The following is a 22,725-nucleotide window of genomic DNA, read 5'->3' on the forward strand; positions in this document are numbered from 1 at the left end:
ATTGTAATTGCAATGAATAAAATACCTGTAATAGTGTTATAACTTTGATTTAGTACATTTTTGTACTTCTTTTTTGGCTGAATTGTCCACCTCAATAAGGCTCCAAGTCTTCTTATTCCTCCAATTAATAGATCTTGAATGACAAGTTCGAACAAAGTTTCCATTTTCTTTTTTAATGGTTATTCTATACATCGTCCAACTATCATCCGGAAGTTAGACTTTTCAAATTTCAATAAAACTATCAGATTGCAGTAGTCTTTGCAAATGGTTCTGATAGCTTATGGATGGATTTCGTTACTTGCCTTTTAGAATGTGCTTTCCTCAAATTTCATATTCGTATCTAGGGCTTTTGAAGTTATGGAATAATAGGCAAATTTCCCCGTTTTCTTGTTCATGTAGCCGAACTTGTTGTTGTCAATCCACTTACATAATTTGGCGATTTCATAAGAACTATCATACCAGAACCAGTTCTTCTTCTGAATTAATTCAATCTCTTGAGATCTGTCCCCTTTGATTCTCAATATTATTTTAGCTGTATCTTCAGTTTTAGAAAGGATGGCTTGTCCAGTATTTTTCCTGTCTCTTGAGTTTTTGGAATCATACTCTTTAATGAATTTGAAATTGGAATTTTTGACTCTGTTAAAGGCCGAATTAAAAACCTCTATATCCCAATTAAATTGATGTGCTGCTTTAGAAACAGATTCGTGAATTAAATTTAATAAGTAATTATATTGATCTATCTTAGATAAAGTTAAATAAAATTGCTCGTTCATGGTGGTGTAAATTTGGCATAATGCGCCAAAGTGATCAGCTTGACCCTTTGCCAATTGATCATCTACCCTGATACATATTCGTGCTGTTTTCGGTGGTTTATACCCGTTAAGTGAATTGTGATAAAAATCGGAAATGTAATTGACCGTCTTCCTGAAAGTCCAATCTTTGGGGGTGTCTTGAATATTAGTGCCGTAGTAATATACGGTAATGTCAGTTAATGGCCACATCTATTAGCTCTTGTTATTATGGTAGCTAACACCATCGCAACAACCATCTTTCCTCAACTGGTTTTAAAGCACTGCAAAGGTGTTTCATTCATTTATTTCTCCCCAATCTAATGCTCGCCCTGTAGAGATACAACTGCTCTTCTATGATTTGATCCCAGGCATGGACAAAATACCTGAAAGGGGGTAGTACACCCACGCTATGATCTGGCCAATCCGAGCTCAGAGCTTCAAGTTCCGAGCTTTTAGCTAGGTCTTCTGACCTCAGAGGTGCCTAATTTGACCTCAGAGCTTGGAATGCCGACCTTTTAGGTCGGAGCATGAACCTTTTAGCATGGAACGTCAACCTTTTAGCTAGGACTTCTGACCTCAGAGGTGCCTCTTCCGACCTCAGAGCATCGGATGCCGACCTTTTTGCTCAGAGCACGAACCTTTTAGCACAGAACGTCGACCTTATAGCTAGGTCTTCTGACCTCAGAGGTGCCTCTTCCGACCTCAGAGCATCGGATGCCGACCTTTTTGCTCAGAGCACGAACCTTTTAGCATGGAATGCGGACCTTTTAGCTTGGGCATCTGACCTCAGAGGTGCCTCTTCAGACCTCAGAGCATAGGAAGCCGACCTTATAGCTCGGAGCACGAACCTTTTAGCTCGGAACGTCGACCTTTTTGCTCGGCGTTTCGAGATCAGAACAGCAAATTCCGAGCTATGAAGTACCCCTCCCCACTTCAAAGACTCAAAGCCCGAGCTTTTTGCTCCAAATTTGGACCTTTTTGCTCGGCATGCCGAGCATTTTACTCGGAAGTCCGAGTTCGGAGGTACCCCCTCTGTTTAAATAATTGGAGGTGTTGTTGAAAGCTGGGATTAGTGATCTGTGTTTCTTGATCTGTGTTTCTTGATCTGTGGATTGCTTTAGATTCCTCCTTCGTCGGAATGACACAACCCTATTTGTTTTACAATTGCAATGCCATTAGAACCCATTCAGTTTTTGTTATTCCCTTTTGTGCGGTTGGGTACCAATTGTTAGGTCTCAGCCCGTAGGCTTACAGGCAAGGGGAATGACGGGGTACTCACTGGTCTGATGGCTCAGTACTCTTGTTTGTAGTAGGGGTAGGGAAGGTCTTCTGGTGTTGCGTATTTGAATTCTGATTTTTCCTCTCCGGTCATCCAATCCACCCAGCCCCAGGATTCATTTTTCTTCACTGCCAGTTTGGGGACTCCCTCTGCAGTGAATCTCTTGTAGTCATCATAGATACAGGCCACAGTTTCGCGAGCCTCATCTCCATAGCTCCAATAGGACAGGTAGAAACCGACTTTGGAACCCTGGTACACAGCAGTATAGTTGCCATTGAACGGGAAATACCTCACACTGTCGTATTGCATGGGAATCAACTCTTGCGTTTGTAATCCTTCGAACTGCCATTGGTACATGCCCCACTTTTTGGTCTTTTTGTTTCGGGCTTTGAACACACCGTCACCATTGCCTTCATCCATTTCGATTCGATCCGCTTTCAATTTCTTTTTCAATTCTTTCTCTGGAAACTGAGCATGAGAAAACAGGACAGAAAGGACCAGGGCTATAATTGTCAAGAATGATTTCATAGGCTTTTGTGGTTCATCAGCATGTTGTCGTTGACTAACGATCCTGCATGCCTTTTCCTTGCATGATGGCGGGGAGATATTTCTCAATCCTGGCCAAGCGGGTTTTAGATTGCCTGGCTTGAGAGAAGTGAAGTATATAACCTCTCTGTCGACCAGGTGTCAAAGCATGGAAGGCTTTTTCAAAGGCAGGATCATGGTGAAAGCACTCCATCAACTCTTCGGGCAATGGGTTGTCACTAGGCTTTGGTTTTGGGATAGGGATTCCTGCCTTTTCTACCTCGATAGCCTCGTAAAGGTAGGCTTTGATATCAGCCTCTAGTTGTGTGACTTGCGCCAAAGTGGTGAATTTGATAAGCCTGCCCTCGTTAGAATTTTCTCCGGGCTTTTCCAGTATTCCTTTGGAGTCATGGAGCAGTACGCCTTTGAAAAAACTGAGAGAAGCATAGTTTTTGAATGCACTCACGATGGCGATATTCTTGCCTTTGTAAGTGTAGCAGGGTACGCTCCATTTCACCTCTTCATCTAGCCCACAACCCCATACGATGCGTCTCAACTCCTTCAGTATTTCCGGCCAAAGGTGCACCTTGCAATCGTGCGTCCCACCTAATGCACAGCGTCCGCAGCCTTCTTGTAGGTATATGTTCACAAGCTCATTCATTGCTTATTGCTCTTTTTGTGAGCAAATATCCACAAAGTACTTAGCCTTTCAAATACTATATACAAACGTTAGAAAGTGTGGTTTTTTTTGAATTCCGTGGCGCTTGCCTTAACTTCTAGGACTTATTTAACCAAAAACAAGCATTTATGGATTTAACCAGACTTTATCATTCATTAGTTGATACGCTGCACGATGTGCTGCCTGGCGTCTTTGGCGCAGTGGTGTTTTTCGTAGTAGGCTGGCTGCTGGCCCTTCTCATGCGACGCGTAGTACATGGCCTGATGAAACGTACCGAATGGGACGAAAGACTATTAGGAAACACCATCGTAGATACCAACAAGTTTATAGCCAATCTGGTCTATTATATCTTGATGGTCATTGTACTGCTGATCGTTTTAGAAATGATGGGCGTCAGTTATGTGCTGGACCCGATTAGAAATATGCTCGACGAATTCCTGTCCTATATAGGCAATATTTTTGCAGGAGTTGTACTGACTTTTATTGGGTATATTTTGGCCAAGTTCGCTTCGAATCTGGTCAAGATGACTGGGAGTTTTCTGGATCGATTGATGGACAGCATTGGTTTCAAAGAAACGGATAAGCTCGTTTATTTTATTCAGCAATTGATCTTCCTGGTAGTATTTATTCCCTTTATTATTCTAGCGCTGAATGCACTGCACCTGGAGGCAATCACAGAGCCTGCTAATAATATTCTGCACAAGTTGATGGATGCCGTACCGCATATCATCGGGGCAGGTTTGATCATTACCATCTTCTACATCGGAGGAAAATTCCTGACTACATTTCTCAATGATGTGTTGGTCAACTTCGGCGCGGATGAATGGAGTAAGAAGCTCAAAATATTCTTCATATCAGACGATCAATCTTTTTCTAAGGTGATTTCGAATGTGGTGTTCTTTTTCATCATCTTCTTTGGTGTAGTTTCTGGGGTGGAGATGTTAGGTTTCGACCGGCTGTCCGAGATCCTGCACAATGTGCTCAACCTATCCGGCAATATTCTCTTTGGTCTGGTGGTCATGGTGATTGGTAATTTCATCGCCTCGACTGTTTTTCAATCCATGTCCAAAAAGGAGAATAACACCTTCGCAGCGAGCGCCATGCGTTTTGCGATCATAGGTTTGTTCTTTGCGATTGCCCTGCGATCTATGGGTATTGCCAACAGCATCGTGGAGCTGGCCTTTGGGCTGACACTGGGTGCACTCGCCGTAACGATAGCCCTGGCGTATGGTCTGGGTGGTCGAGAGGCTGCTGGTAAACATATGGAGGATATCATCAAGAAGTTCAAGAAATAACTATTGTCCTAATATGCAGGATGAAAAGGAGCTTCGTTTGGAGCTCCTTTTTTTATGTTTTAATATCGTGGTTTGTAGACCGTCCACAGGACATAATTTTTAATGAATCAACCGATGAAAAAAACAATTCTTGCAATTGCCTTAGTATTTAACTTTCTAGAAGTTTTTCCACAATCATATTTAGCCATGGTAAGGCCAGCCAATTCAGATGAATGGACTTATGTAGATATCAATGGGAATCAACTGGTCAAGCCGAGATATCGAAAGTGCTTTTCCTTTGTTCCAGAGGGAGTTGCGTTAGTATACAATGAGGAGACTTTGAATTACGAATTGTTAAAAGCTGACGGTACAATTCTGATTCCAGAGGAAAAAATAGTCGCTTTAAAAATGCGCTCGGATTTTGGAGGAGGGAGTTTTGACTTTTCGAATGGTATGTTGCCTGTTAAGTTAGGGAATTATAAATGGGGCTATATGAACACAAAGGGTGAGGTAGCTATTGAAGCAGAATTTGATGATGTAGGTCCGTTCGGAAGTAATGTAGCCATCGCTAGCAACGGATTGGGAACTAGTACAAGGCGCTATTTAATCAATAGGAAAGGTGAGAAAACCTTAATAGAGATGGATAAACTCAAAGAATTGAAGCCATTCCAAGAAGAAATGGGAGTTTTCTATCTGAGAGGAAGAAAGGCTGGGTTTATCAATGAGAATGGAGATATAGTGATTAACCCGGTGTTTAAATCAGTTGGTTACTTCAGTGGCGGAGTGGCATGGGCTAAGCTTATTGATGGAAGGATTGGTTTTATGGATAAGAAAGGGGATTGGGTGGTGCTTCCGATTTTTGAGGTAGCCAAGGATTTCGATCCTATAAGTGGGATTGCATTGGTCCGACCTGTTGATGGAAAGTACCAATACATCAACTTGAAAGGAGAAAAAATTTCCGTTCCGGGTACGGCACCTTATCATAGTTTTGTAAATGGTGCCTGTATTGGCAGGTCTGAGAGTTATTATGGTTTTTATGGTTCTGATGGAAACTGGATGGTTGAACCAAAATTTGAAGGGCTGCGTAATTTTAAAAACGGCTATGCTGCTGCTAAGCTCAATGGCTTATGGGGCTATATTGACAAGAATGGAGATTGGGTTTTGAAACCTCAATTTGCAGCGGTAAAGGATTTTGAACGTGTAGATTAGTAGTCTGCAGGATTTGATTTTTTGACAGTTCATTTGTAATAAATCTGCGTGCTCTTCTACTCATGTGTTAAATCTAAAAGATTAACATGCGTAGATACGACCTGGACTGGCTAAGAGTGATTGTATTCGGATTGCTCATTTTTTATCATATCGGGATGCTTTTCGTTCCCTGGGGCTTTCACATCAAAAACAATGTCACCTATCAGTGGTTTGTCTACCCGATGGCCTTCCTGAATCAATGGCGACTGCCGATACTTTTTGTCATTTCGGGGATGGGGACTTACTATGCTTTGTCTAAAAGGTCTGGTGCGCAGTTCGGCTGGGAGCGAATCAAGCGACTAGGGCTACCCCTGGTCTTCGGGATGTTGGTCATTGTTCCCCCTCAGGTATATGTGGAGCGATTAGTCAATGGGCAAATTGATCTGTCGTACTTCACGTATTGGCCCTCTCAGGCCTTTATAGGAGTATATCCAGAAGGAAACCTCAGTTGGCATCATCTCTGGTTCTTGCCTTACCTTTTGGTGTTTTCATTGATTCTGATTCCCTTGTTTCTGATTATCCGAAAGCACCAAGATGCTGCATTTATTCAGTGGCTCAATGCTATAGTCTCGCGACCCTGGAGTCTATATTCTTTTATCATTCCGTTGTATCTGGTAGAGGCATTTGTGGAGCCGTTTTTTCCTGTGACGCATGCCCTGATCGATGACTGGTTCAATTTTACTTTCAGCCTTTTGTTCTTCTTATATGGTTATTTGCTGATTGCTGTGAAAGACCAGTTCTGGCAAACTGTCGAATCCAACCGGAAGAGGCTTCTGCTATGCGCTGTCCTGGGTTTTGTAGCATGGCTGGGATTGAAAATCTCATTTGAAGATTCTACTCTGATTCATTTTACAGAGGCTTTCCTTAAGGTATTCAACCTGTGGTCCTGGATTTTGACTTGCTTTGGCTGGGCTGCCCACTACCTGAACCGATCCAGTTCGATGCTTAAATATTGCAACGAGGCGGTTTATCCCTTTTATATTCTGCACCAGACCGTGATGATGGTCGTGGCTTATTTTGTCATAGACTGGGAGATGAATTTGTTTGTGAAATTTACCGTGCTTTTGATTGGGACTTTTGGTGGTTCTTGGGTGATCTACGAGCTTTTGATCCGCCGATGGCGATGGGTCAGACCATTCTTTGGATTGAAGAATTGAGTTGTAGTGGATAGGGGCTAGGTAAGGAAAAAGATATTCTTTAGTTTCGTTGTATGAAAAGAATAGCCTTCATCAAAATTGGACTCCTTAGCCTCGTGTGGGCTTCTTTGTTGTCTTGTGACCCAAAGCAGGAAAAGCAACTTACGGAAGTAGCAGTGGATACTGTTTCGCTTAGTCAGGCCAAAGCATACCTGAATCAATCAGGATTTTATACTCGGCCTGATGGAAACAATCGAGAGTATGATTTGGGGGCATTGAAAGAAGAAACACCAGGATATATGCTGGGACTGGTGCAGGCCTACGAAGGCCAGGGTGATAGAGCCATCTCATTTTATCTCAAAATGGCTGGCGCATCCCTTAGCGACTCTCTCGCTCGGATTCAATTCATCCGTCAATGGACCAATAGTGACCTGAAATTTGCTAATGAAGTCATATTAGCGGTGCAGTTTGTAGGCCGTAAGGCTGATGGATCGGATCTCGATCTGGCAGTTCAGAATATCCTAAGTCAACTCTCGGCTGATCAAACGAGAGCGCTGTTGATGCAGCAGGGCATCATCGTGCCCCAACAAAACAGTCCTGGTGAATACCTGATACTGGAGAACAAAGCCCAACTCTGGCCGGTGGTATACACGCAGCAATGTGCCAAAAACATCAAGGAAGAATCGATGTCTGCATCTGATGAAAAGTGGGTGGAGTGGGTCGAAAAGATCGTGGCTCAAAGAATGAAGTAGGTGAAACTCATGCTGATGGCATAGATTTTACTTTCCTTTTCTGAAAATAAATCTTGAATATGTGACTTTTCGGTGGATCATGGATTGATAAGAATAAAAGCCCATGAGATCGAAAAACTTACAATCCGAAAGCATCAATACCGGCTCCATGGCTGATATTGCTTTTTTGTTGCTGATTTTCTTTTTGGTCAGCACGACGATCCTTCAGGAGAAAGGTCTGATTTTGAGACTGCCTCCTGAGGTGAAAAATCCTACCTCCGTCGAGGTGAAGGACCGCAATGTCTACAACATCCGAATCAATTCGCGCAACCAATACTTGATCGAAAAAGACCTGAGACAGAACCTGGTCGGGTTAAGAGAGGAACTTCAAACCTTCGTACTGAATGATACGGGAAGCGCCGAATGGGCCGAATCGCCAGAGAAGGCCGTAGTTTCTATCAAAGCAGACCGGGGAACAGACTACAAGACTTTCATAGCTGTGCTGGATGAGGTGAAAGCCGCCTACTATGAAATCTATGGCAAACGAGTAGGAGTAACTGGCGCGGAATTTAGGTTGCTGGACCTTTCAGACCCGGAGCAAAGGGCCCTATATGACAAAGGCAGAGCCGGAATCCCGATGAATATTTCTATCGCTGAACCAGATGCAGCCAACAGTTAAACCAAAAGAAAATGATATGAAAAAGATCAAAACAAAGACTCGTTCCAAAGCGGAGATTTCTACAGCCTCCTTGCCTGATATTGTATTCCTGTTGCTATTCTTCTTTATGGTCACGGCTACTATCCGGACTGTAGATGATCAGGTGGAAGTCACACAGCCGCAGGCTGAGGCGATCAGCAAAGTAGATCAGAAAACCTTGATTCGAGAGTTAGCGGTCGGGCCTCCCAAGGATGCCCTGGTAGGGTCAGAGGCCAGGATCTATTCTGAAGGCAAATGGATCAAGATGGAAGATATCGCGCAGTGGGTGATGGAACAGAAGCAGACCCTGCCCGAGTCGCAACGTGACCAGATGATCGTGATGCTGAGAGCGGACGAATATGTCAAAATGGGAATGGTAGCGGATATACAGACCGAGCTACGAAAAGCAGATGCCCGCAAGATCCTGTATCGAACACGGCAGCAGGGAGGCCAATAAAATAAGGATTAGATGCTTCTGAATGCTTATGTTTGCCATAAACATTCGCGAATTATGAAAGTATTCAGATGGGGAATCATCGGCTGTGGTGATGTGACAGAAGTAAAGAGCGGTCCTGCCTATCAAAAGGTAGAAGGGTTCGAATTGGTGGCTGTGATGCGTAGAGATTTTGAGAAGGCTCAGGACTATGCGAAACGTCATGGGGTGCCCAGGGCCTATGGCGATGCAGATGAACTGATCGCCGACAAGGAAGTGGACGCGGTCTACATCGCTACGCCTCCTGACTCTCACGAATACTACGCACTGAAGGTCGCAGCAGCTGGCAAACCCTGCTGCATCGAAAAACCCATGGCGCCTGATTATGCCTCATGCGAAAGGATAGTCCAGGCCTTTGCCGAAAAGCAACTGCCTTTGTTTACGGCCTATTACAGACGGACCTTACCTAGGTTTGTTCAGGTGAAAAAATGGATTGACAAGGGCGAAATAGGTGAGCTGAGACATGTCAGATGGCACTACTCAACAGGTCCGAACAAAAAGGATTTAAAAGGATTGCCTAACTGGCGAACAGAAGCTGAAATCGCTCCTGGAGGATACTTCGATGATTTGGCGAGTCATGGACTGGATTTATTCAATTACCTCCTGGGTGATATCGTGGATGTACAGGGTATCAGTCTGAACCAGCAAGGCTTGTATACTGCCAAGGATGCCTTTACGGCATGTTGGACCCATCCAGGTGGAGTGACGGGATCAGGTAGCTGGAACTTTGGTTCCGGGGTGCACGAGGATGTCGTAGAGCTGTACGGCAGCAAGGGGAAGATTGCTTTTGCCATATTCGATGAGCAGCCTGTTTCCCTGATTACGGATGATACCGAGGAGCAATTGAAAGTGCCACATCCGGCTACCATCCAGCAACCGCACGTTCAGGCTATGTACAATGATTTAACAGGTCAAAGTACGCATCCCTCTACCGGCAAAACGGGTGCTCATGCCTCCTGGGTGATGGATAAAATATTGGGGAAGTTATAAGCCCCTTATGTGTTGTAATTGCGGGCGCCGAAGATGGTGCTGCCTACGCGAATCATGGTGCTTCCATTGGCCAGAGCCAGTGGGTAATCGCCGCTCATGCCCATGGACAGTTCTTTGAGCTGTAATCTGGGGTGTTGGTAGTCTTTGTCTAGTTCTTCCTTGAGGGATTTCAGTCCGGCAAATTCTTGAGCTACCTGCTTTTCATCCTCTGTATTAGTCGCCATACCCATCAGGCCCTGGATCTCTACATGGGTCAGGTCATCTAGTACTTTGTTGTCCAGCATTTCTTTCAGCTCTGCGATATCGAACCCAAACTTGGTCTCTTCCTGAGCGATATGTACCTGAAGGAGGCATGGAACGATGCGGTCTACTTTCTTGCCCTGTTTGTTGATCTCTTTGAGCAATTTGAGGCTGTCCACACCATGGATCAAATGTACGAATGGCGCGATGTATTTCACTTTGTTGCGCTGTAGGTGACCGATCATGTGCCATTGGATGTCCTTGGGTAGCGATTCGTACTTGTCCACCAGCTCCTGGACTTTGTTCTCTCCGAACACTCTTTGCCCAGCAGCGTAGGCTTCCTCTATGGCCTCATTGGGTTTGGTTTTGCTCACTGCTATCAGTTGTGCCTGCGTGTCTTTGAGTTCCTCCCTGATGGCCTGAATGTTTCCCGCTATATCTGATCCCATATCGTTTCCTGATTCATTTTTTCGTAACGTGAACTTAACAAAATAACCATTAACTTAAGAAGCGAAATAGCTGGAAATACAAATACATTTGGTGAACCATTTTAGGATCAATTCGCTTGTAGATATATGGCATTGTTAGGCAAATTATTGAAACGAGGTATGGAACTGCGCGAAACGCTGGAGCAGAACTATACTTCTCCCTTCGACCTTCAAAAAAACGAGTTAAGAAAACTCCTGATCACAGCCAAGGACACTTATTTTGGTCGATTTCATTACTTCGATACCATTCTCAATGGTTTTAAGAATCAAGACGAGCATTTGTTTTACCAGTATTTCAAGAGCAACGTGCCCATCTACAATTATGAAAAGATCAATGAGGAATGGTGGTCTCAATCCCGAGAAGGGATAAAAGGCGTAACCTGGCCAGGCAAGGTGAAGTACTACGCCCTGAGCTCGGGGACTTCCAGCGCCTCTTCCAAGTATATCCCGGTGACCAGCGATATGATCAAGTCGATCCGAAAGACCAGTGTGCGCCAGCTCCTGTCTATTTCGAAATATGATTTGCCTCCTGAGTTTTTCGAGAAGGGAATCTTGATGGTCGGCGGCAGTACGGATCTGAAGTTCAATGGTAGGTATTTCGAAGGGGATTTGAGTGGTATTACGACCTCACAGGTACCCTTTTGGTTTCAGCATTTTTATAAGCCGGGCAAGAAGATATCCGCTGCTCCAGACTGGAACCAAAAGCTCAACGAGATGGTAGAGAAGGCCCCACAGTGGGACATCGGTGTGGTGGTCGGTGTGCCTGCATGGATTCAGATATTGATCGAGAAGATCGTCCATAGATATGAACTTTCGTCTATCCATGATCTATGGCCCAACCTGCAGTTTTTTGTCCATGGAGGGGTGTCATTCAAGCCTTACAAAAAGGGCTTTGAAAAGCTACTGGCCAGGCCGCTGATGTATCTGGAAACCTATTTGGCCTCCGAAGGATTCATTGCTTTTCAGGATAGGGTGGATAGTTCGGCTATGAAGTTGGTGATGAACAATGGCATCTTTTATGAATTCATCCCTTTTACATCCGGCAATTTTGACGAAGATGGGCAGGTGTACCCACAGGCTACCACCTATAAGATAGACGAAATAGAGGAGGGGATGGATTATGCGATCTTGCTAAGTACGAATGCAGGATCCTGGCGCTACCTCATTGGAGATGTGATTCGGTTCACGGATTTGGATCAGATGGAGTTGATTATCACCGGTCGGACCAAACACTTTCTGAGTCTATGCGGGGAGCATCTATCTATGGACAATATGAACTGCGCCATGGTGCAGACTGCCGAAACACTCAATATCAACGTGAAGGAGTTTACCGTGTCTGGTGAGAGCTGTGACAGTCTTTTTGCTCATCGCTGGTACATCGGTACGGATGACCCGGTGGATGTCGAGTGGCTCAAGTCTACTTTGGATCAAAACCTGAAAAAACTCAATGACGACTATGCGGTGGAGCGTGGTGCGGCCCTCAAAGAAATCTTTGTAGAGGTGGTGCCCGTCGAGCGCTTTTATGAATGGATGAGAATCAATGGTAAGGAAGGCGGGCAAAACAAATTTCCTCGTGTGTTGAAGGGAGAAAGGTTGAAATCCTGGCAGGGATTGCTGGAAAACAGCTTAGATTCGCCAAAAAACTAAAACGGTTTGCCTCCATATCTCATAGGACTTTCTACTGGGTTGATTTTGGCTGTGTCGACAGGGCCAATCTTCCTGACTTTGCTTCAAAAATCTTTGCAGCATGGCTTCAAAAAATCTCTGTTTTTCGTGGCTGGGGTGGGGATTGCTGATTCGGGTATCATATTTCTGACTTGGCTAGGGATGAGTCAGGTCGCCGGAGATGAACCCAGTCCCTGGTTGGCCTTAGGCGGTGGATTGCTGCTGATTGTCTTTGGTCTCACCTTTGTTTTCAGAAAGGAAAAGCAAAACGAGGAGCCTAAAATTGAAACCGATAAAAAGAAGCATTTGGCCCATGCCGGGTTGTTTATGCAGGGATTGATGCTAGGCGCGATTAATCCTGTGGTGTGGGGATTTTGGGCTGCCATGTCCAATTATGCCATTACTACTTTTTCGAATCGCCAGGCAGAGTTTTTCTATTTCCTGGGGATATTGAATACCGTTTGGGTGACGGATACACTCAAGGCCTACTTCGCGCCAAAACTCAAAACCTACCTAAGTCAGAAGGTGCAACGCTATTTGAGAATAGGGATAGGGGTGGTTCTGATTGGATTGGGACTGAAGCTGATCATCGAAAATATTTCCTCTCTTTAGTCTGGTATGATAACCTCTCTTGCATGAATCAGGAGGGGCAGACCTGGCAAAAATCTAAAAGGGCTTAATCATAAGTGCTAAATCTGCCGCTGCAAATTGCGCGAAGCTTGCTAGGGTCTAAAATCCTTCCTGCAATCTGCAGCAAGCATGGCTATGATGTAGCAAGTCCCCTGCAGATTGCAGGGAGCTTGCTAGGATGTATAATCTCGTCCTGCAATTTGCAGGGAGGAATGCTAGCTTGTTGCAAGGCCGCTGCAATCTGCAGGGAGCTTGCAACACTATACAATCAGCCGCTGCAGTTTGCAGGGCGCTTGCAACTCCTTGTGTTCAGCTGCTGCAGACTGCAGGGACTTTGCAACTCTGTGAAATGACTCGCTAAATCAGAGATACCAGGTAGCTAGGGGCTATTCAGCGAAGTTGTCTATATGGGGAATGAGGGTTAAATTGGAAAGGAAAGAGGTTTGGGTTATACTTATGGCCTATTCGTAAAACTTAAAGGTCATGCAGATATTTAAGGTTTTAGGAGGTTTAACAGTATTAGTTATCGTCAGTTATCTAGGATTCGTAGGTTATATAACTTTCGAACCTAATCTCAAGAATTACAGAGCCAGGGTCGAGTTCAACTCGGAACTTTGGAAGAGTTGGGAAGAGACGGAATCGAATGTCTCACTACGATGGGACATGACTCATGATCTAGCAACAAATTACAACCTCATCGGAAAGTCACCAAAACAGATAATTGAACTACTGGGTAAACCTTCAAGCCAAAGCAATTCTGAACTAAGGTATTATTTAGGGATGTCTCGAAAAGGGATAGACACAGGATCATTAATACTGGTGCTTGAAAAAGGTAAAGTGGTGAATTACAAGATATGGCATGGCTGATGAACTATAAAAAAAAGCGCTCTTCGGGATTTGTAATCCCGAAGCTATTTCGTAGGGTTTGTAACCCGACCAGCCCTTAGGACTTCTTCTCTTTCAGTTTTTCCAGTTCGATCATCTCGTCCCTTAGTCGGGCGGCTTCCATGAAGTCCAGGTCTTTGGCGGCCTTTTCCATGAGCTTTTTCGTGCGCTCGATCATCTTGTCTATGCCTGCTTTGTCCATATAGGCCACCACAGGGTCAGCGGCCACATTTGGCGCCTCTGGTTCGGCGTAGTACTTGCGTTTGGTTTCTTTCTTAGAGTCTGCCACGGAGGTTTGTCCCATGATGGCTTCTTTGGATTTTAGCACCGTTCTAGGAGTGATGCCATGCTCTTCGTTGTAGGCCATCTGAATGCCTCTTCTTCTGTTGGTCTCGTCCATGGCCACCTGCATAGAGCCAGTCACCTTATCGGCATACATGATTACCATACCGTTTTGGTTACGTGCGGCACGACCGATGGTCTGCACCAGAGATCGCTCATTTCTCAGGAAGCCTTCCTTGTCCGCATCGATGATCGCTACCAGAGATACCTCTGGCAAATCCAGTCCCTCTCTCAGTAGGTTCACCCCAACCAATACATCAAATACACCCAGGCGCAGTTCTCTCAAGATTTCGACCCGGTCTAGTGTGTCCACTTCGGAGTGGATGTATCGGGTTTTGATGTTCAGATTGTGGAGGTATTTGGTGAGTTCCTCAGCCATCCGTTTGGTCAGGGTAGTGACCAATACGCGCTCGTCTCTTTTGATGCGTTCATCTATTTCTTCCATCAGGTCGTCGACCTGGTTTTCGCTCGGACGCACCTCTATTATCGGATCCAGCAGACCCGTAGGACGGATCACTTGCTCTACCACGATCCCTTCCGACTTTCTCAATTCATAGTCTCCCGGAGTGGCACTGACATAGACTGTCTGATTGACCAGTCCTTCGAACTCTTCAAAAGTCAGCGGTCGGTTGTCCATGGCTGACGGTAGTCTGAATCCATGGTCTACAAGGTTCACCTTTCGCGCCCTGTCACCGCCCCACATGGCTCTGACCTGGGGCAAGGTTACGTGACTTTCGTCTACGATCATCAGGAAGTCGTCCGGGAAGTAATCGAGCAGGCAGAAAGGTCTGGCTCCTTTTTGTCGTCGATCGAAATAGCGCGAGTAGTTCTCCACACCCGAGCAGTAGCCCAGCTCCCTCATCATCTCGACATCAAATTCTGTGCGTTCCTTCAGCCTTTTGGCTTCCAGAAATCGGCGCTCTTCTTCGAAATATTGCACCTGAGCCACCATGTCGTCCTGTATTTCGTTGATAGCCTGATGGAGCAGGTCTTTTCCTGTCACGAACAGGTTGGCGGGGAAGATGGTTACGATTTTTTCGTCGGACAATTTTTGTCCACTCACCGGGTCTATCCGTTGGATGCTTTCGATCTCATCGCCCCAGAATATGATGCGATAGGCAAAGTCGCCATAGGCGATAAAGATATCTACTGTATCTCCTTTGACTCTGAAATTGCCTCTCTTGAAATCTGCCTCGGTGCGACTGTAGAGGATGTCCACAAAAGCGAATAGCAATTGGTTGCGGCTGATCTCCTGACCGACCTCCAGTGTGATTACATTTTTGCCGAACTCCTCGGGATTACCAATACCGTAGATGCAGGATACAGAAGCCACCACGATCACATCTCTACGGCCGGTCAATAGGGCAGAGGTAGCGGCCAGTCGCAGCTTCTCAATTTCTTCGTTGATGCTGAGGTCTTTCTCGATATACAGTCCCGTAGTGGGAAGGAAAGCCTCCGGTTGATAGTAGTCGTAGTAGCTAATGAAATACTCGACGGCATTCTCCGGAAAAAAGGATTTCAGTTCGCTGTAGAGCTGTGCAGCCAATGTTTTGTTATGACAAAGAACCAGAGCGGGTCGATTGGTCTGCTGAATCACATTGGCCATGGTAAAGGTTTTACCAGACCCGGTTACACCTAGTAGTACTTGAGATTTTTCTCCGTTTTCTACTCCTTCGGTCAGTTGGGCAATGGCTTTGGGTTGATCGCCTGTAGGTTTGTATTCTGAGGTGATTTTGAAATCCATATGTGCAATTATACAGATGTCATACGAGAAAGATTAGGAAATGATTAGGGATGCAAAAAATAGAGAGAATTTAATGTCACTATTCGTCTTTGTCATTCCAGATTGCCCAGGATTTTTCTGCCTGACCGACTAGCATGGCATAGCCATTTTTTGTTTTAGCTCCTGCATTGATCCCTTCTTGCATGAAAGCCGTAAGCTCTGGATTGTAGACAAGATCAAACAATAGGTGATCGGCGCTCAGTTGGTCATAAGGCAGATCAGGTTTTTCTTCCACGTTAGGATAGGTGCCCAGTGGAGTGGTATTGATGATCAAGAGATTGTCCGCAATGAAGTCAGGGTTTTCATTGATCTGATCATAGGAGATCGTTTTGTCTGAGCTACGTCTGGATACCATTTGATAGGGGATGGAAAGGTCTTCCAGTGCTTTGACAATGGCTTTAGAAGCGCCACCGGTTCCCAATACCAGGGCGGATTTGCCTGCTAGCTCCCATTCCATTAGCGAGTCTTTGAAACCGTAGTAGTCAGAGTTGTATCCCGTTAGCTTTCCATCAGCGCTTACTTTGATCGTATTCACCGCCTGAATGGCCGTGGCATGTTCGTCCATCTCATCCAGATACTGCATGACCTCCAGTTTGTAGGGGATGGTCACATTGAGCCCCACAAGATCTGGGCTCAGGTTTTTGATCAGATCGGGAAAATGTGCAATATCAGGCAATTCATACAGCTCATATTCGCAGTTTTCAATTCCCTCTCTATCAAACTTTTCACCGAAGTACTTCTTAGAGAAGGAATGCTTCAGTGTCTTTCCGATCAACCCAAATTTTTTCATCATTTGGCGTTTTTGTTCGAACTGTTTTTGATCAGTATAGCTACTTTTTCGAGGATGATCACGAGCATAAACCCTAAGGCCATAAAGAGAATCGCCTGTACAATCATTGGGTTGTTGCCCGTCTCTTCGAGGTATTGAGTAGGTAGGATGTTTTTCTCTAAAGTTGGTACCTGCTCTCCGTGGATCAGCTCAAAGCGAATCGGTTTTTTCCAGGGCCAGATTTTGTTCAATGAACCGATCATGAAACCCGCCAGCAATGCCACTGCATAGTTGTGGAACTTCTTCAAAAACCAGGATATCGCTCTCGAAAAACTTAAGAGTCCAGTGATGCAGCCTAAGGCAAATACAATGATGACTCCAAAGTCCAGATCATTTAAAGCATCTACGATATAGGCGTATTTGCCCAGAATCAAAAGGATGAAGCTCCCAGAGATCCCCGGTAAAATCATAGCGCAGATAGCTATGGCCCCACTGATAAAGATGAACCAAAGTCCATTAGGAGTGGTAGCAGGTGTAATGATCGTGATCAGAAAAGCAATGGCAATCCCCACCAATCCAGAAAGCACTACTAATGCGTTCCATTTTGATATTTCTTTCGCTACAGAAATGGATGAAATGATCACCAATCCGAAGAAAAAGGACCAGATCATGATAGGTTGCGTTTCTAGCAAGTGCGAAATGATTTTCGCCAGGCTCACCACACTAACCAGGATGCCTCCAATCAAAGGCAGAAGAAACTGCCCATTGATGTGCTTCCAAAGCTCTTTGAATTTGAACTTTGTCAAGAGTTTGAAGGCATCTAAATCAAAAGAGCTAATGGATGCCAATAGCTCTTCGTAAATACCTGTGATAAATGCAATGGTTCCTCCAGATACGCCTGGGACAACATCTGCACTGCCCATTCCCATTCCTTTGAGGAACAATAGGACGTAATACTTAATGGATTTCATGTCGGGTGGATTAGCGTTTATTCAGCTCCTTTGCCATTAAGGAAGTGATCGAAAGTATCTCCTCTCAGTCCTAGTCTGATGGTTTCTAAAGGAATTACTTCATTCGGAGCGATGTTACCAAGGTTTACATTGGCTCCTAGCAGCTTGATGAACCAAACTTGTTGTTCCTTTTGAGGCGCTTCCCAAAGTACTTTTTCCATTGGGATTTTCGTTAGGATCTCTTGAACCAAACCAGATCTTACTTCACCAGTAGATCTAAAAAGTCCAACATTTCCTCCTTCACGAGCTTCACCGATTACTTTCCAGGCTCCTGCATCTAGTTCCTTTTGCATCAATTCGATCCATTTGTATGGAGGAATGATCTCAGCAGCATCTTTCGATCCTACTTCTGAAAGTACAGTTACTTGCTTAGCCAGTGTGCGGATGTACTCACATTTCTTTTCATGATCCAGCGTGATAGATCCGTCAGATACCTCTGCATGGCTTAGTTGGTATTTGTCCAAAACCTTGCGATAATCATCAAACTGATCTCGGATAATGAATGCTTCGAATAGCGTTCCTCCCAAATAAACCGGGATGCCCGCATTTCTATAAACATCTAGTTTCTTCTCGAAATTGGAAGTGACATAGGAGGTAGCCCACCCCAACTTAACAATGTCTATGTAATCGCCACAGGTGTCGATAAGGTCTTCCGCTTGTCTCGTGCTAAGCCCCTTGTCCATCACCATTGTAAATCCTTTCTCTCTCGGCTTTAACGTTCTACTAGGTAGATTATTTAAATTATAATTCATTCAGAATATTTCAAAAACTAATATGCACTGGTCGATAATCGACTTGCAAATAAATTGATTTATAGATTAGATGCAAAGCTATTTGAAGAATGATTTCTGTGATTGAAATCACTTATTTGTACTGCTGGATAATTTTATAAAGGGCCTTTTGTGTCTCTAGATTTGGGAAGAAATCGTAAAGCAGCGTGTGGCCTTCATAGTTCAAAAACAACCCTCTTTCCAGAAAGTTGAAGGCTTTTTTGTATTCTCCAGATTCAATATGATAAACAGCACACATGTAATACAAGGAGGATTCCTCTGGCAACTCACTGATGCCGTCAGTGATAATGCCGATGGCTCGTTCCATGTCGCCTTGCTCAAAATATATTTTTGACCAATTCTTCCATATATCAGGATTGCCAGGACTCAATTGGCTCGCTTCGTCATAGGCATCTATACTGGAGATGGTGTTTCCTACCTTATATTCAGCATTGGCCAGAGCGGTCCAGTAGTCTGGATTCTCTATGCTCAATTTCAGCGCTTTGTTGAAGAAGTGAACCGCTTCATACCATTTGTCCTGATGCCCCAGGCATATGCCCGTGCAGTACCAGGCCTCATCATAAAACTGATCCAGCTTAGTAGCCTTTCTATAATAGCGAATGGCCAGGTCGTACTGCTCGATGTTTTCATATACAGATCCGATACTGAAATAAATCTCAGGAGTCGGCCCTTCTAGTTCCAATGTGGTTTTGAAAGCATCCAGCGCCTGCTCGTTCTTTTTTAGCATCATGAACGAATTGCCCATGTTGTAGTAGGCTGAGCTATATTTCTCGTCTATGGCGATACAATACTCATAGGCGCTGATAGAGTCTTCAAATCTCTCCAGCTTGTTGTATATGATGCCCAGATTGTACCAGGCATACTCAGAATAAGGATCTTTGTCTATGAATTCTTTGTAGTAGGAGACACTCTTTTCCAGTTCTCCCATCACATCCAGACAATAAGCCAGCTCATAAAGCGCAGCTTCATTGTTGAGGTTTTCCTCTAGGGACAGTTTGAAATACTTGACCGCATTGTCATAGTCAGATATATTCTGATAAGCCAGGCCTATAGAAAAGTGGATTTCATCTTTTTCCTGCGAAAATTCCAAAGCTTTGTAGAAGCTCTCAAGTGCTTCTTCATGATTGCCTTGCATTACCTGAATGTTGCCTTTGATCAGGTGTATATCGCTATCTCCAGGATTGAGGTTAGCCGCCTGATCCAGCAAACTAATGGCTAGGCCATATTCCTCCAGATTAGAATAGGTCTGGGCTTTCAGTATCATGAATTCCGCAGCATAGGGATGTTGCTCCATCGCAAAATTCAAGGCCTTCAGGGCTTTTCTGAAGTTAGACTGGTCGATGTAATGATGCACGATGTGCTCATACTCATCTGTAGAAAAGTAAAACGCCTCTTTATTCTCTTTGTGAGATTCGTACCTTTTGACCAGGTCCTTGTCTTCGTTGCGTTTTTTATAATTTTCTTCCATTTACTCCAATAATTAAGCTACAAAGATAGCGGTTTTTAGTGGATACACATCTTCAATTCTAAGTTCTGAAGATAGACAGTTTTATTGAGACTTGGAAGCCCGATTATGTTGCTTTATCACAGCTATTAAAGGATTATTGTGCTAAGGTGAAAGTTAAATCCTAGATTTTCAGAGAATTAAAGTCTTGAAATACTGGGTAAAAAAAGTTGGTAGGGCAGATTCTGAATAAAAAGAAAACCCCGACCATGAATGGGCGGGGTTATATAAAATGATTTTTTGGATCGATTAAAATGGCAAATCATCGGCATCATTGTCATTGCTGTTCAGCCATTCTGGTTCTGATAGGCTCTCAGCACCTCCCTCTTGTGCCGGTGCACTTGGTGCAGCTGCTACATCGTTGGCAGCAGATAATCTCCATGCCTGTAGAGAGTTGAAATAGACTACTTGACCTTGTGGGTTGGTCCATTTTCTTCCTTTTAGGTTGAACGCTACGTTGATTTCTTGTCCTACGTTGAAGGGATCTAGTAAATCACATTTGTCCTGAATCAACTCAAACTTTACAAATTCCGGGTACTGTGGATTTTCTGCATACTCAACTACGAATTCTCTTTTTCTGAAAGAACCAGATACTTGTGCAGTGTCGAATTTTTCTAAAAGTTTGGCTTTGATCTCCATGGGGCTTAATAATTTTTTATGAATTGAAAATTGGGTGGCAAAGATGAAGATTAGAGAGAGTAAATACAAACCACTAGCCGGGCTTTTTCAGGATCGGTTTCTTAGTTAACGTAGATTCCACCTATGTCAGAGTATTTTGGGTTTTTTCCAGGAATCAAATAGATGGATTTCGTATTTCCCTTGCAGGAAAACTCCGGAATTAGAATCAGGATGTCTTTATCTTAATGTTTATGGATTACTGCTTGAGAATGATCGTTTGCCGTCTGGGAATCCTTATTTGTTAGGTTGAATATGGGGGTGGGCGGGTTCTCTTATCATTATGGCCTGGCCTACAATCGACCAATTTCCCGCTTGCGTTTCGAAATCCTCAACAGGAATGAAATATGTTTCATTTTGTTTCAGATAGTAATTTGTCTTTTCATATTCCTTCTGCGTATCGATCGAATCTTAGACGGCCTTTAATTGAGTGGCTCAGGGTTTCAATTGATGGCATGAGATAATATGGTATGAATCACCCGAATACAAAAAGCCCCTGCTCTATTCAGAGCAAGGGCCAACATAACTAAACATATTTATGAAGCTGACTATTACTATTTCTTATGCATTGTCTACTCTAAAGAAGGATACCAATTCCTTCAAAGTCTCTGCTTGGTTTGACAATTCTTCAGAACCACTTGCCATTTCTTCTGAGCTGGCAGAGTTGCTTTGAATGATGTCATTCAACTGCTGAATGGCACTGTTGATTTGTTTTGTTGACTCATTTTGTTCCATTGAGCTATCAGAAATTTGCTTCACCAATTCAGCGGTTTTTGCAATTTCTGGAACCAAATCATGAAGCAAAGTGCCTGATTTTTCTGCCACAGAAACACTGTTTCTTGATAGATCATCGATGTCCGCAGCAGCCTTCTGCGAATGTTCTGCTAATTTTCTTACCTCTGCAGCTACAACTGCAAATCCTTTTCCTTGTTCACCAGCTCTTGCTGCTTCCACTGCGGCATTCAGGGCCAAAATATTTGTCTGTCTGGCGATTTCACCTATTACTGTGATCTTCTCAGCAATCATGTTCATACTGGTCACAGTTTCACCCACAGCTTTGGATGCATTGTTTACGCTAGATGAGGCCGTATCAGCGATGCGCTCTGTTTCCTTGGCATTGTCACTGTTTTTGACTGTCGATTCGGTCATCATATCCATAGATGAATTGATTTCTTCAGCAGATGCAGCTTGTTCGTTTGCACCTTGTGAAAGACCAATCGAGATGTTTGTCAACTGCTCGCTCGCAGAAGATAGGTTTTTAGAAGAAGAGATCACTTCAGATATGATTTTCTTCAATTGACCTACCATGGATTTTAAATCCTTGTAAAGGCCATAATCTCTGTCGTCAAATTGGATCGTCAGGTTACCTTCAGATAGCTCTTTTGCGATTTCTGCCGCCTCGCTTGGCTCACAACCTAGTTGTCTTACGATACTTCTAGTCAGAATCAAACCTGATACTACCATGATCAGTACTAAACCACCGAAAAATGCGAAGGCAATGGTTCTGATTTGCTCTGATCGTTCGATACTCTGTGCGAAATGCTGCGCAGCTTCTTTCTCACTGATCTCGGTCATCTCATCGATCGCCCCTCTGAGTATATCAAAGGTTTTTGCAAAGTCTGTGAAGTATAACTCTTTAGCCAATTCCAGATCTCCTGATTTTAAGGCCTTTTGAATTTCCGCTGTTTGAGTAACAAGTTTGTTGTAATTGTAGTCGAAAGTTTCGAATTGACTCAAGTCGCTGTTTCCCGAAGCTTGTACATAGATTTGTCTGAACTTCTGAAAACGCTCATTGAGTTGTTGTCCGTTTTCATCTACTATTGTGAACTTTTCTTTTAGAGACATAGAGGAGTTTTCTCCGTATGTCGAAATGATCTCACTGAATTCCAGGCGTGCCTGGTATCCATCTCTGTCGGATTGTAGCAAGTAATTGATACTGACTAACCAGTCTTCATAGATTGCTTCGATGTTGCCACGAATCAAGCTAAGACTGTAGGTGTTGTAAACGATGTTCGAAACGTACAATGCAATGATGATTGCAAAGACAGATAACACCCGTGTTGAAACTTTCATATTTGTAAGTAAATTCATCAGATTAAG

At 44.0% G+C, this 22,725-nt stretch carries 21 protein-coding genes; 10 read left to right on the forward strand and 11 right to left on the reverse strand.

The features are described from left to right. Positions 1-305: 305 nt before the first annotated feature. From N7U62_RS02395 to N7U62_RS02405, 3 genes are all read right to left on the reverse strand, one after another. On the reverse strand, positions 306-1,001 hold the full coding sequence (locus N7U62_RS02395; protein WP_264136279.1) for a hypothetical protein: 696 nt from the start codon (positions 999-1,001) through the stop codon (positions 306-308). Positions 1,002-2,082: 1,081 nt separating this feature from the next. Beyond that, complete coding sequence (locus tag N7U62_RS02400; protein ID WP_264136280.1) at positions 2,083-2,598, reverse strand: WG repeat-containing protein; 516 nt, start codon at positions 2,596-2,598, stop codon at positions 2,083-2,085. 34 nt (positions 2,599-2,632) lie between these two features. Then, positions 2,633-3,244 (reverse strand): YdeI/OmpD-associated family protein, encoded by a 612-nt coding sequence (locus tag N7U62_RS02405; RefSeq protein WP_318840619.1) that lies wholly within the window; start codon positions 3,242-3,244, stop codon positions 2,633-2,635. Between the two features lie 158 nt (positions 3,245-3,402). Between N7U62_RS02405 and N7U62_RS02410 the strand changes: the two genes are divergently transcribed. The 7 genes from N7U62_RS02410 to N7U62_RS02440 all read left to right on the forward strand — a co-directional run bounded on the left by N7U62_RS02410 (position 3,403) and on the right by N7U62_RS02440 (position 9,843). Further along, the gene (locus N7U62_RS02410; RefSeq protein ID WP_264136282.1) at positions 3,403-4,569 is read left to right on the forward strand and encodes a mechanosensitive ion channel; all 1,167 of its coding nucleotides are present in this window, start codon (positions 3,403-3,405) and stop codon (positions 4,567-4,569) included. Between the two features lie 114 nt (positions 4,570-4,683). After that, a complete protein-coding gene (locus tag N7U62_RS02415) occupies positions 4,684-5,757 on the forward strand; it encodes a WG repeat-containing protein (protein ID WP_264136283.1) in 1,074 nt (357 codons plus the stop codon). An 86-nt stretch (positions 5,758-5,843) separates the two neighbouring features. Continuing rightward, entirely contained in the window at positions 5,844-6,953 is a 1,110-nt protein-coding gene (locus N7U62_RS02420; RefSeq protein ID WP_264136284.1) for an acyltransferase family protein, read from the forward strand. 53 nt (positions 6,954-7,006) lie between these two features. Beyond that, positions 7,007-7,684, forward strand: coding sequence for a hypothetical protein (locus tag N7U62_RS02425; RefSeq protein ID WP_264136285.1), 678 nt, complete (start codon positions 7,007-7,009; stop codon positions 7,682-7,684). Between the two features lie 103 nt (positions 7,685-7,787). Further along, positions 7,788-8,342 carry an ExbD/TolR family protein gene (locus N7U62_RS02430; protein WP_264136286.1) on the forward strand — a complete coding sequence of 185 codons (555 nt, stop codon included), beginning with the start codon at positions 7,788-7,790 and terminating at the stop codon, positions 8,340-8,342. Beyond that, positions 8,326-8,817 (forward strand): ExbD/TolR family protein, encoded by a 492-nt coding sequence (locus tag N7U62_RS02435; protein ID WP_264136287.1) that lies wholly within the window; start codon positions 8,326-8,328, stop codon positions 8,815-8,817. Before N7U62_RS02430 ends, N7U62_RS02435 begins: the two co-directional genes overlap by 17 nt. A gap of 54 nt (positions 8,818-8,871) precedes the next feature. After that, entirely contained in the window at positions 8,872-9,843 is a 972-nt protein-coding gene (locus N7U62_RS02440; protein ID WP_264136288.1) for a Gfo/Idh/MocA family protein, read from the forward strand. Positions 9,844-9,848: 5 nt separating this feature from the next. Here N7U62_RS02440 and N7U62_RS02445 read toward each other — a convergent pair whose 3' ends face one another. Beyond that, the gene (locus N7U62_RS02445; RefSeq protein ID WP_264136289.1) at positions 9,849-10,532 is read right to left on the reverse strand and encodes a YggS family pyridoxal phosphate-dependent enzyme; all 684 of its coding nucleotides are present in this window, start codon (positions 10,530-10,532) and stop codon (positions 9,849-9,851) included. A 126-nt stretch (positions 10,533-10,658) separates the two neighbouring features. On the opposite strand from N7U62_RS02445, the gene N7U62_RS02450 reads away from it, so the two are divergent. The 3 genes from N7U62_RS02450 to N7U62_RS02460 all read left to right on the forward strand — a co-directional run bounded on the left by N7U62_RS02450 (position 10,659) and on the right by N7U62_RS02460 (position 13,733). Beyond that, complete coding sequence (locus N7U62_RS02450; RefSeq protein WP_264136290.1) at positions 10,659-12,218, forward strand: GH3 family acyl-acid amido synthetase; 1,560 nt, start codon at positions 10,659-10,661, stop codon at positions 12,216-12,218. A 6-nt stretch (positions 12,219-12,224) separates the two neighbouring features. Next, the gene (locus tag N7U62_RS02455; RefSeq protein WP_264136291.1) at positions 12,225-12,848 is read left to right on the forward strand and encodes a LysE family translocator; all 624 of its coding nucleotides are present in this window, start codon (positions 12,225-12,227) and stop codon (positions 12,846-12,848) included. Positions 12,849-13,349: 501 nt separating this feature from the next. Next, positions 13,350-13,733 carry a hypothetical protein gene (locus N7U62_RS02460; protein ID WP_264136292.1) on the forward strand — a complete coding sequence of 128 codons (384 nt, stop codon included), beginning with the start codon at positions 13,350-13,352 and terminating at the stop codon, positions 13,731-13,733. A gap of 76 nt (positions 13,734-13,809) precedes the next feature. Here the strand turns inward: N7U62_RS02460 and uvrB are convergent, their stop codons facing one another. From uvrB to N7U62_RS02495, 7 genes are all read right to left on the reverse strand, one after another. Further along, a complete protein-coding gene (gene uvrB, locus N7U62_RS02465; protein WP_264136293.1) occupies positions 13,810-15,837 on the reverse strand; it encodes an excinuclease ABC subunit UvrB in 2,028 nt (675 codons plus the stop codon). A gap of 79 nt (positions 15,838-15,916) precedes the next feature. Next, positions 15,917-16,669: a shikimate dehydrogenase family protein gene (locus tag N7U62_RS02470; RefSeq protein WP_318840620.1), complete on the reverse strand. Its 753-nt coding sequence runs from the start codon at positions 16,667-16,669 to the stop codon at positions 15,917-15,919. After that, on the reverse strand, positions 16,666-17,616 hold the full coding sequence (locus N7U62_RS02475; protein WP_264136294.1) for a polyprenyl-phosphate transporter: 951 nt from the start codon (positions 17,614-17,616) through the stop codon (positions 16,666-16,668). The genes N7U62_RS02470 and N7U62_RS02475 overlap by 4 nt, the downstream gene beginning before the upstream one ends. Before the next feature lie 17 nt (positions 17,617-17,633). Continuing rightward, the gene (locus tag N7U62_RS02480) at positions 17,634-18,407 is read right to left on the reverse strand and encodes a phosphosulfolactate synthase (protein WP_264136295.1); all 774 of its coding nucleotides are present in this window, start codon (positions 18,405-18,407) and stop codon (positions 17,634-17,636) included. A gap of 112 nt (positions 18,408-18,519) precedes the next feature. Next, entirely contained in the window at positions 18,520-19,914 is a 1,395-nt protein-coding gene (locus N7U62_RS02485) for a tetratricopeptide repeat protein (protein ID WP_264136296.1), read from the reverse strand. Between the two features lie 285 nt (positions 19,915-20,199). After that, the gene (locus N7U62_RS02490; RefSeq protein WP_264136297.1) at positions 20,200-20,589 is read right to left on the reverse strand and encodes a DUF3127 domain-containing protein; all 390 of its coding nucleotides are present in this window, start codon (positions 20,587-20,589) and stop codon (positions 20,200-20,202) included. A gap of 597 nt (positions 20,590-21,186) precedes the next feature. Then, entirely contained in the window at positions 21,187-22,698 is a 1,512-nt protein-coding gene (locus tag N7U62_RS02495; protein WP_264136298.1) for a methyl-accepting chemotaxis protein, read from the reverse strand. Positions 22,699-22,725 lie beyond the last annotated feature (27 nt).

The organism is Reichenbachiella ulvae (genome assembly GCF_025833875.1).
GTDB lineage: Bacteria > Bacteroidota > Bacteroidia > Cytophagales > Cyclobacteriaceae > Reichenbachiella > Reichenbachiella ulvae.

Bases quoted from the DNA above. Each gene is read 5' to 3' on its own strand.
- N7U62_RS02420 (WP_264136284.1), top strand. From the start codon at position 5,844: ATGCGTAGATACGACCTGGACTGGCTAAGAGTGATTGTATTCGGATTG.
- N7U62_RS02400 (WP_264136280.1), bottom strand. From the start codon at position 2,598: ATGAAATCATTCTTGACAATTATAGCCCTGGTCCTTTCTGTCCTGTTT.
- N7U62_RS02425 (WP_264136285.1), top strand. From the start codon at position 7,007: ATGAAAAGAATAGCCTTCATCAAAATTGGACTCCTTAGCCTCGTGTGG.
- N7U62_RS02485 (WP_264136296.1), bottom strand. From the start codon at position 19,914: ATGGAAGAAAATTATAAAAAACGCAACGAAGACAAGGACCTGGTCAAA.
- N7U62_RS02475 (WP_264136294.1), bottom strand. From the start codon at position 17,616: ATGAAATCCATTAAGTATTACGTCCTATTGTTCCTCAAAGGAATGGGA.
- N7U62_RS02450 (WP_264136290.1), top strand. From the start codon at position 10,659: ATGGCATTGTTAGGCAAATTATTGAAACGAGGTATGGAACTGCGCGAA.
- N7U62_RS02435 (WP_264136287.1), top strand. From the start codon at position 8,326: ATGCAGCCAACAGTTAAACCAAAAGAAAATGATATGAAAAAGATCAAA.
- N7U62_RS02410 (WP_264136282.1), top strand. From the start codon at position 3,403: ATGGATTTAACCAGACTTTATCATTCATTAGTTGATACGCTGCACGAT.
- N7U62_RS02445 (WP_264136289.1), bottom strand. From the start codon at position 10,532: ATGGGATCAGATATAGCGGGAAACATTCAGGCCATCAGGGAGGAACTC.
- N7U62_RS02415 (WP_264136283.1), top strand. From the start codon at position 4,684: ATGAAAAAAACAATTCTTGCAATTGCCTTAGTATTTAACTTTCTAGAA.
- N7U62_RS02495 (WP_264136298.1), bottom strand. From the start codon at position 22,698: ATGAAAGTTTCAACACGGGTGTTATCTGTCTTTGCAATCATCATTGCA.
- uvrB (WP_264136293.1), bottom strand. From the start codon at position 15,837: ATGGATTTCAAAATCACCTCAGAATACAAACCTACAGGCGATCAACCC.
- N7U62_RS02440 (WP_264136288.1), top strand. From the start codon at position 8,872: ATGAAAGTATTCAGATGGGGAATCATCGGCTGTGGTGATGTGACAGAA.
- N7U62_RS02460 (WP_264136292.1), top strand. From the start codon at position 13,350: ATGCAGATATTTAAGGTTTTAGGAGGTTTAACAGTATTAGTTATCGTC.
- N7U62_RS02430 (WP_264136286.1), top strand. From the start codon at position 7,788: ATGAGATCGAAAAACTTACAATCCGAAAGCATCAATACCGGCTCCATG.
- N7U62_RS02490 (WP_264136297.1), bottom strand. From the start codon at position 20,589: ATGGAGATCAAAGCCAAACTTTTAGAAAAATTCGACACTGCACAAGTA.
- N7U62_RS02395 (WP_264136279.1), bottom strand. From the start codon at position 1,001: ATGTGGCCATTAACTGACATTACCGTATATTACTACGGCACTAATATT.
- N7U62_RS02480 (WP_264136295.1), bottom strand. From the start codon at position 18,407: ATGAATTATAATTTAAATAATCTACCTAGTAGAACGTTAAAGCCGAGA.
- N7U62_RS02470 (WP_318840620.1), bottom strand. From the start codon at position 16,669: ATGATGAAAAAATTTGGGTTGATCGGAAAGACACTGAAGCATTCCTTC.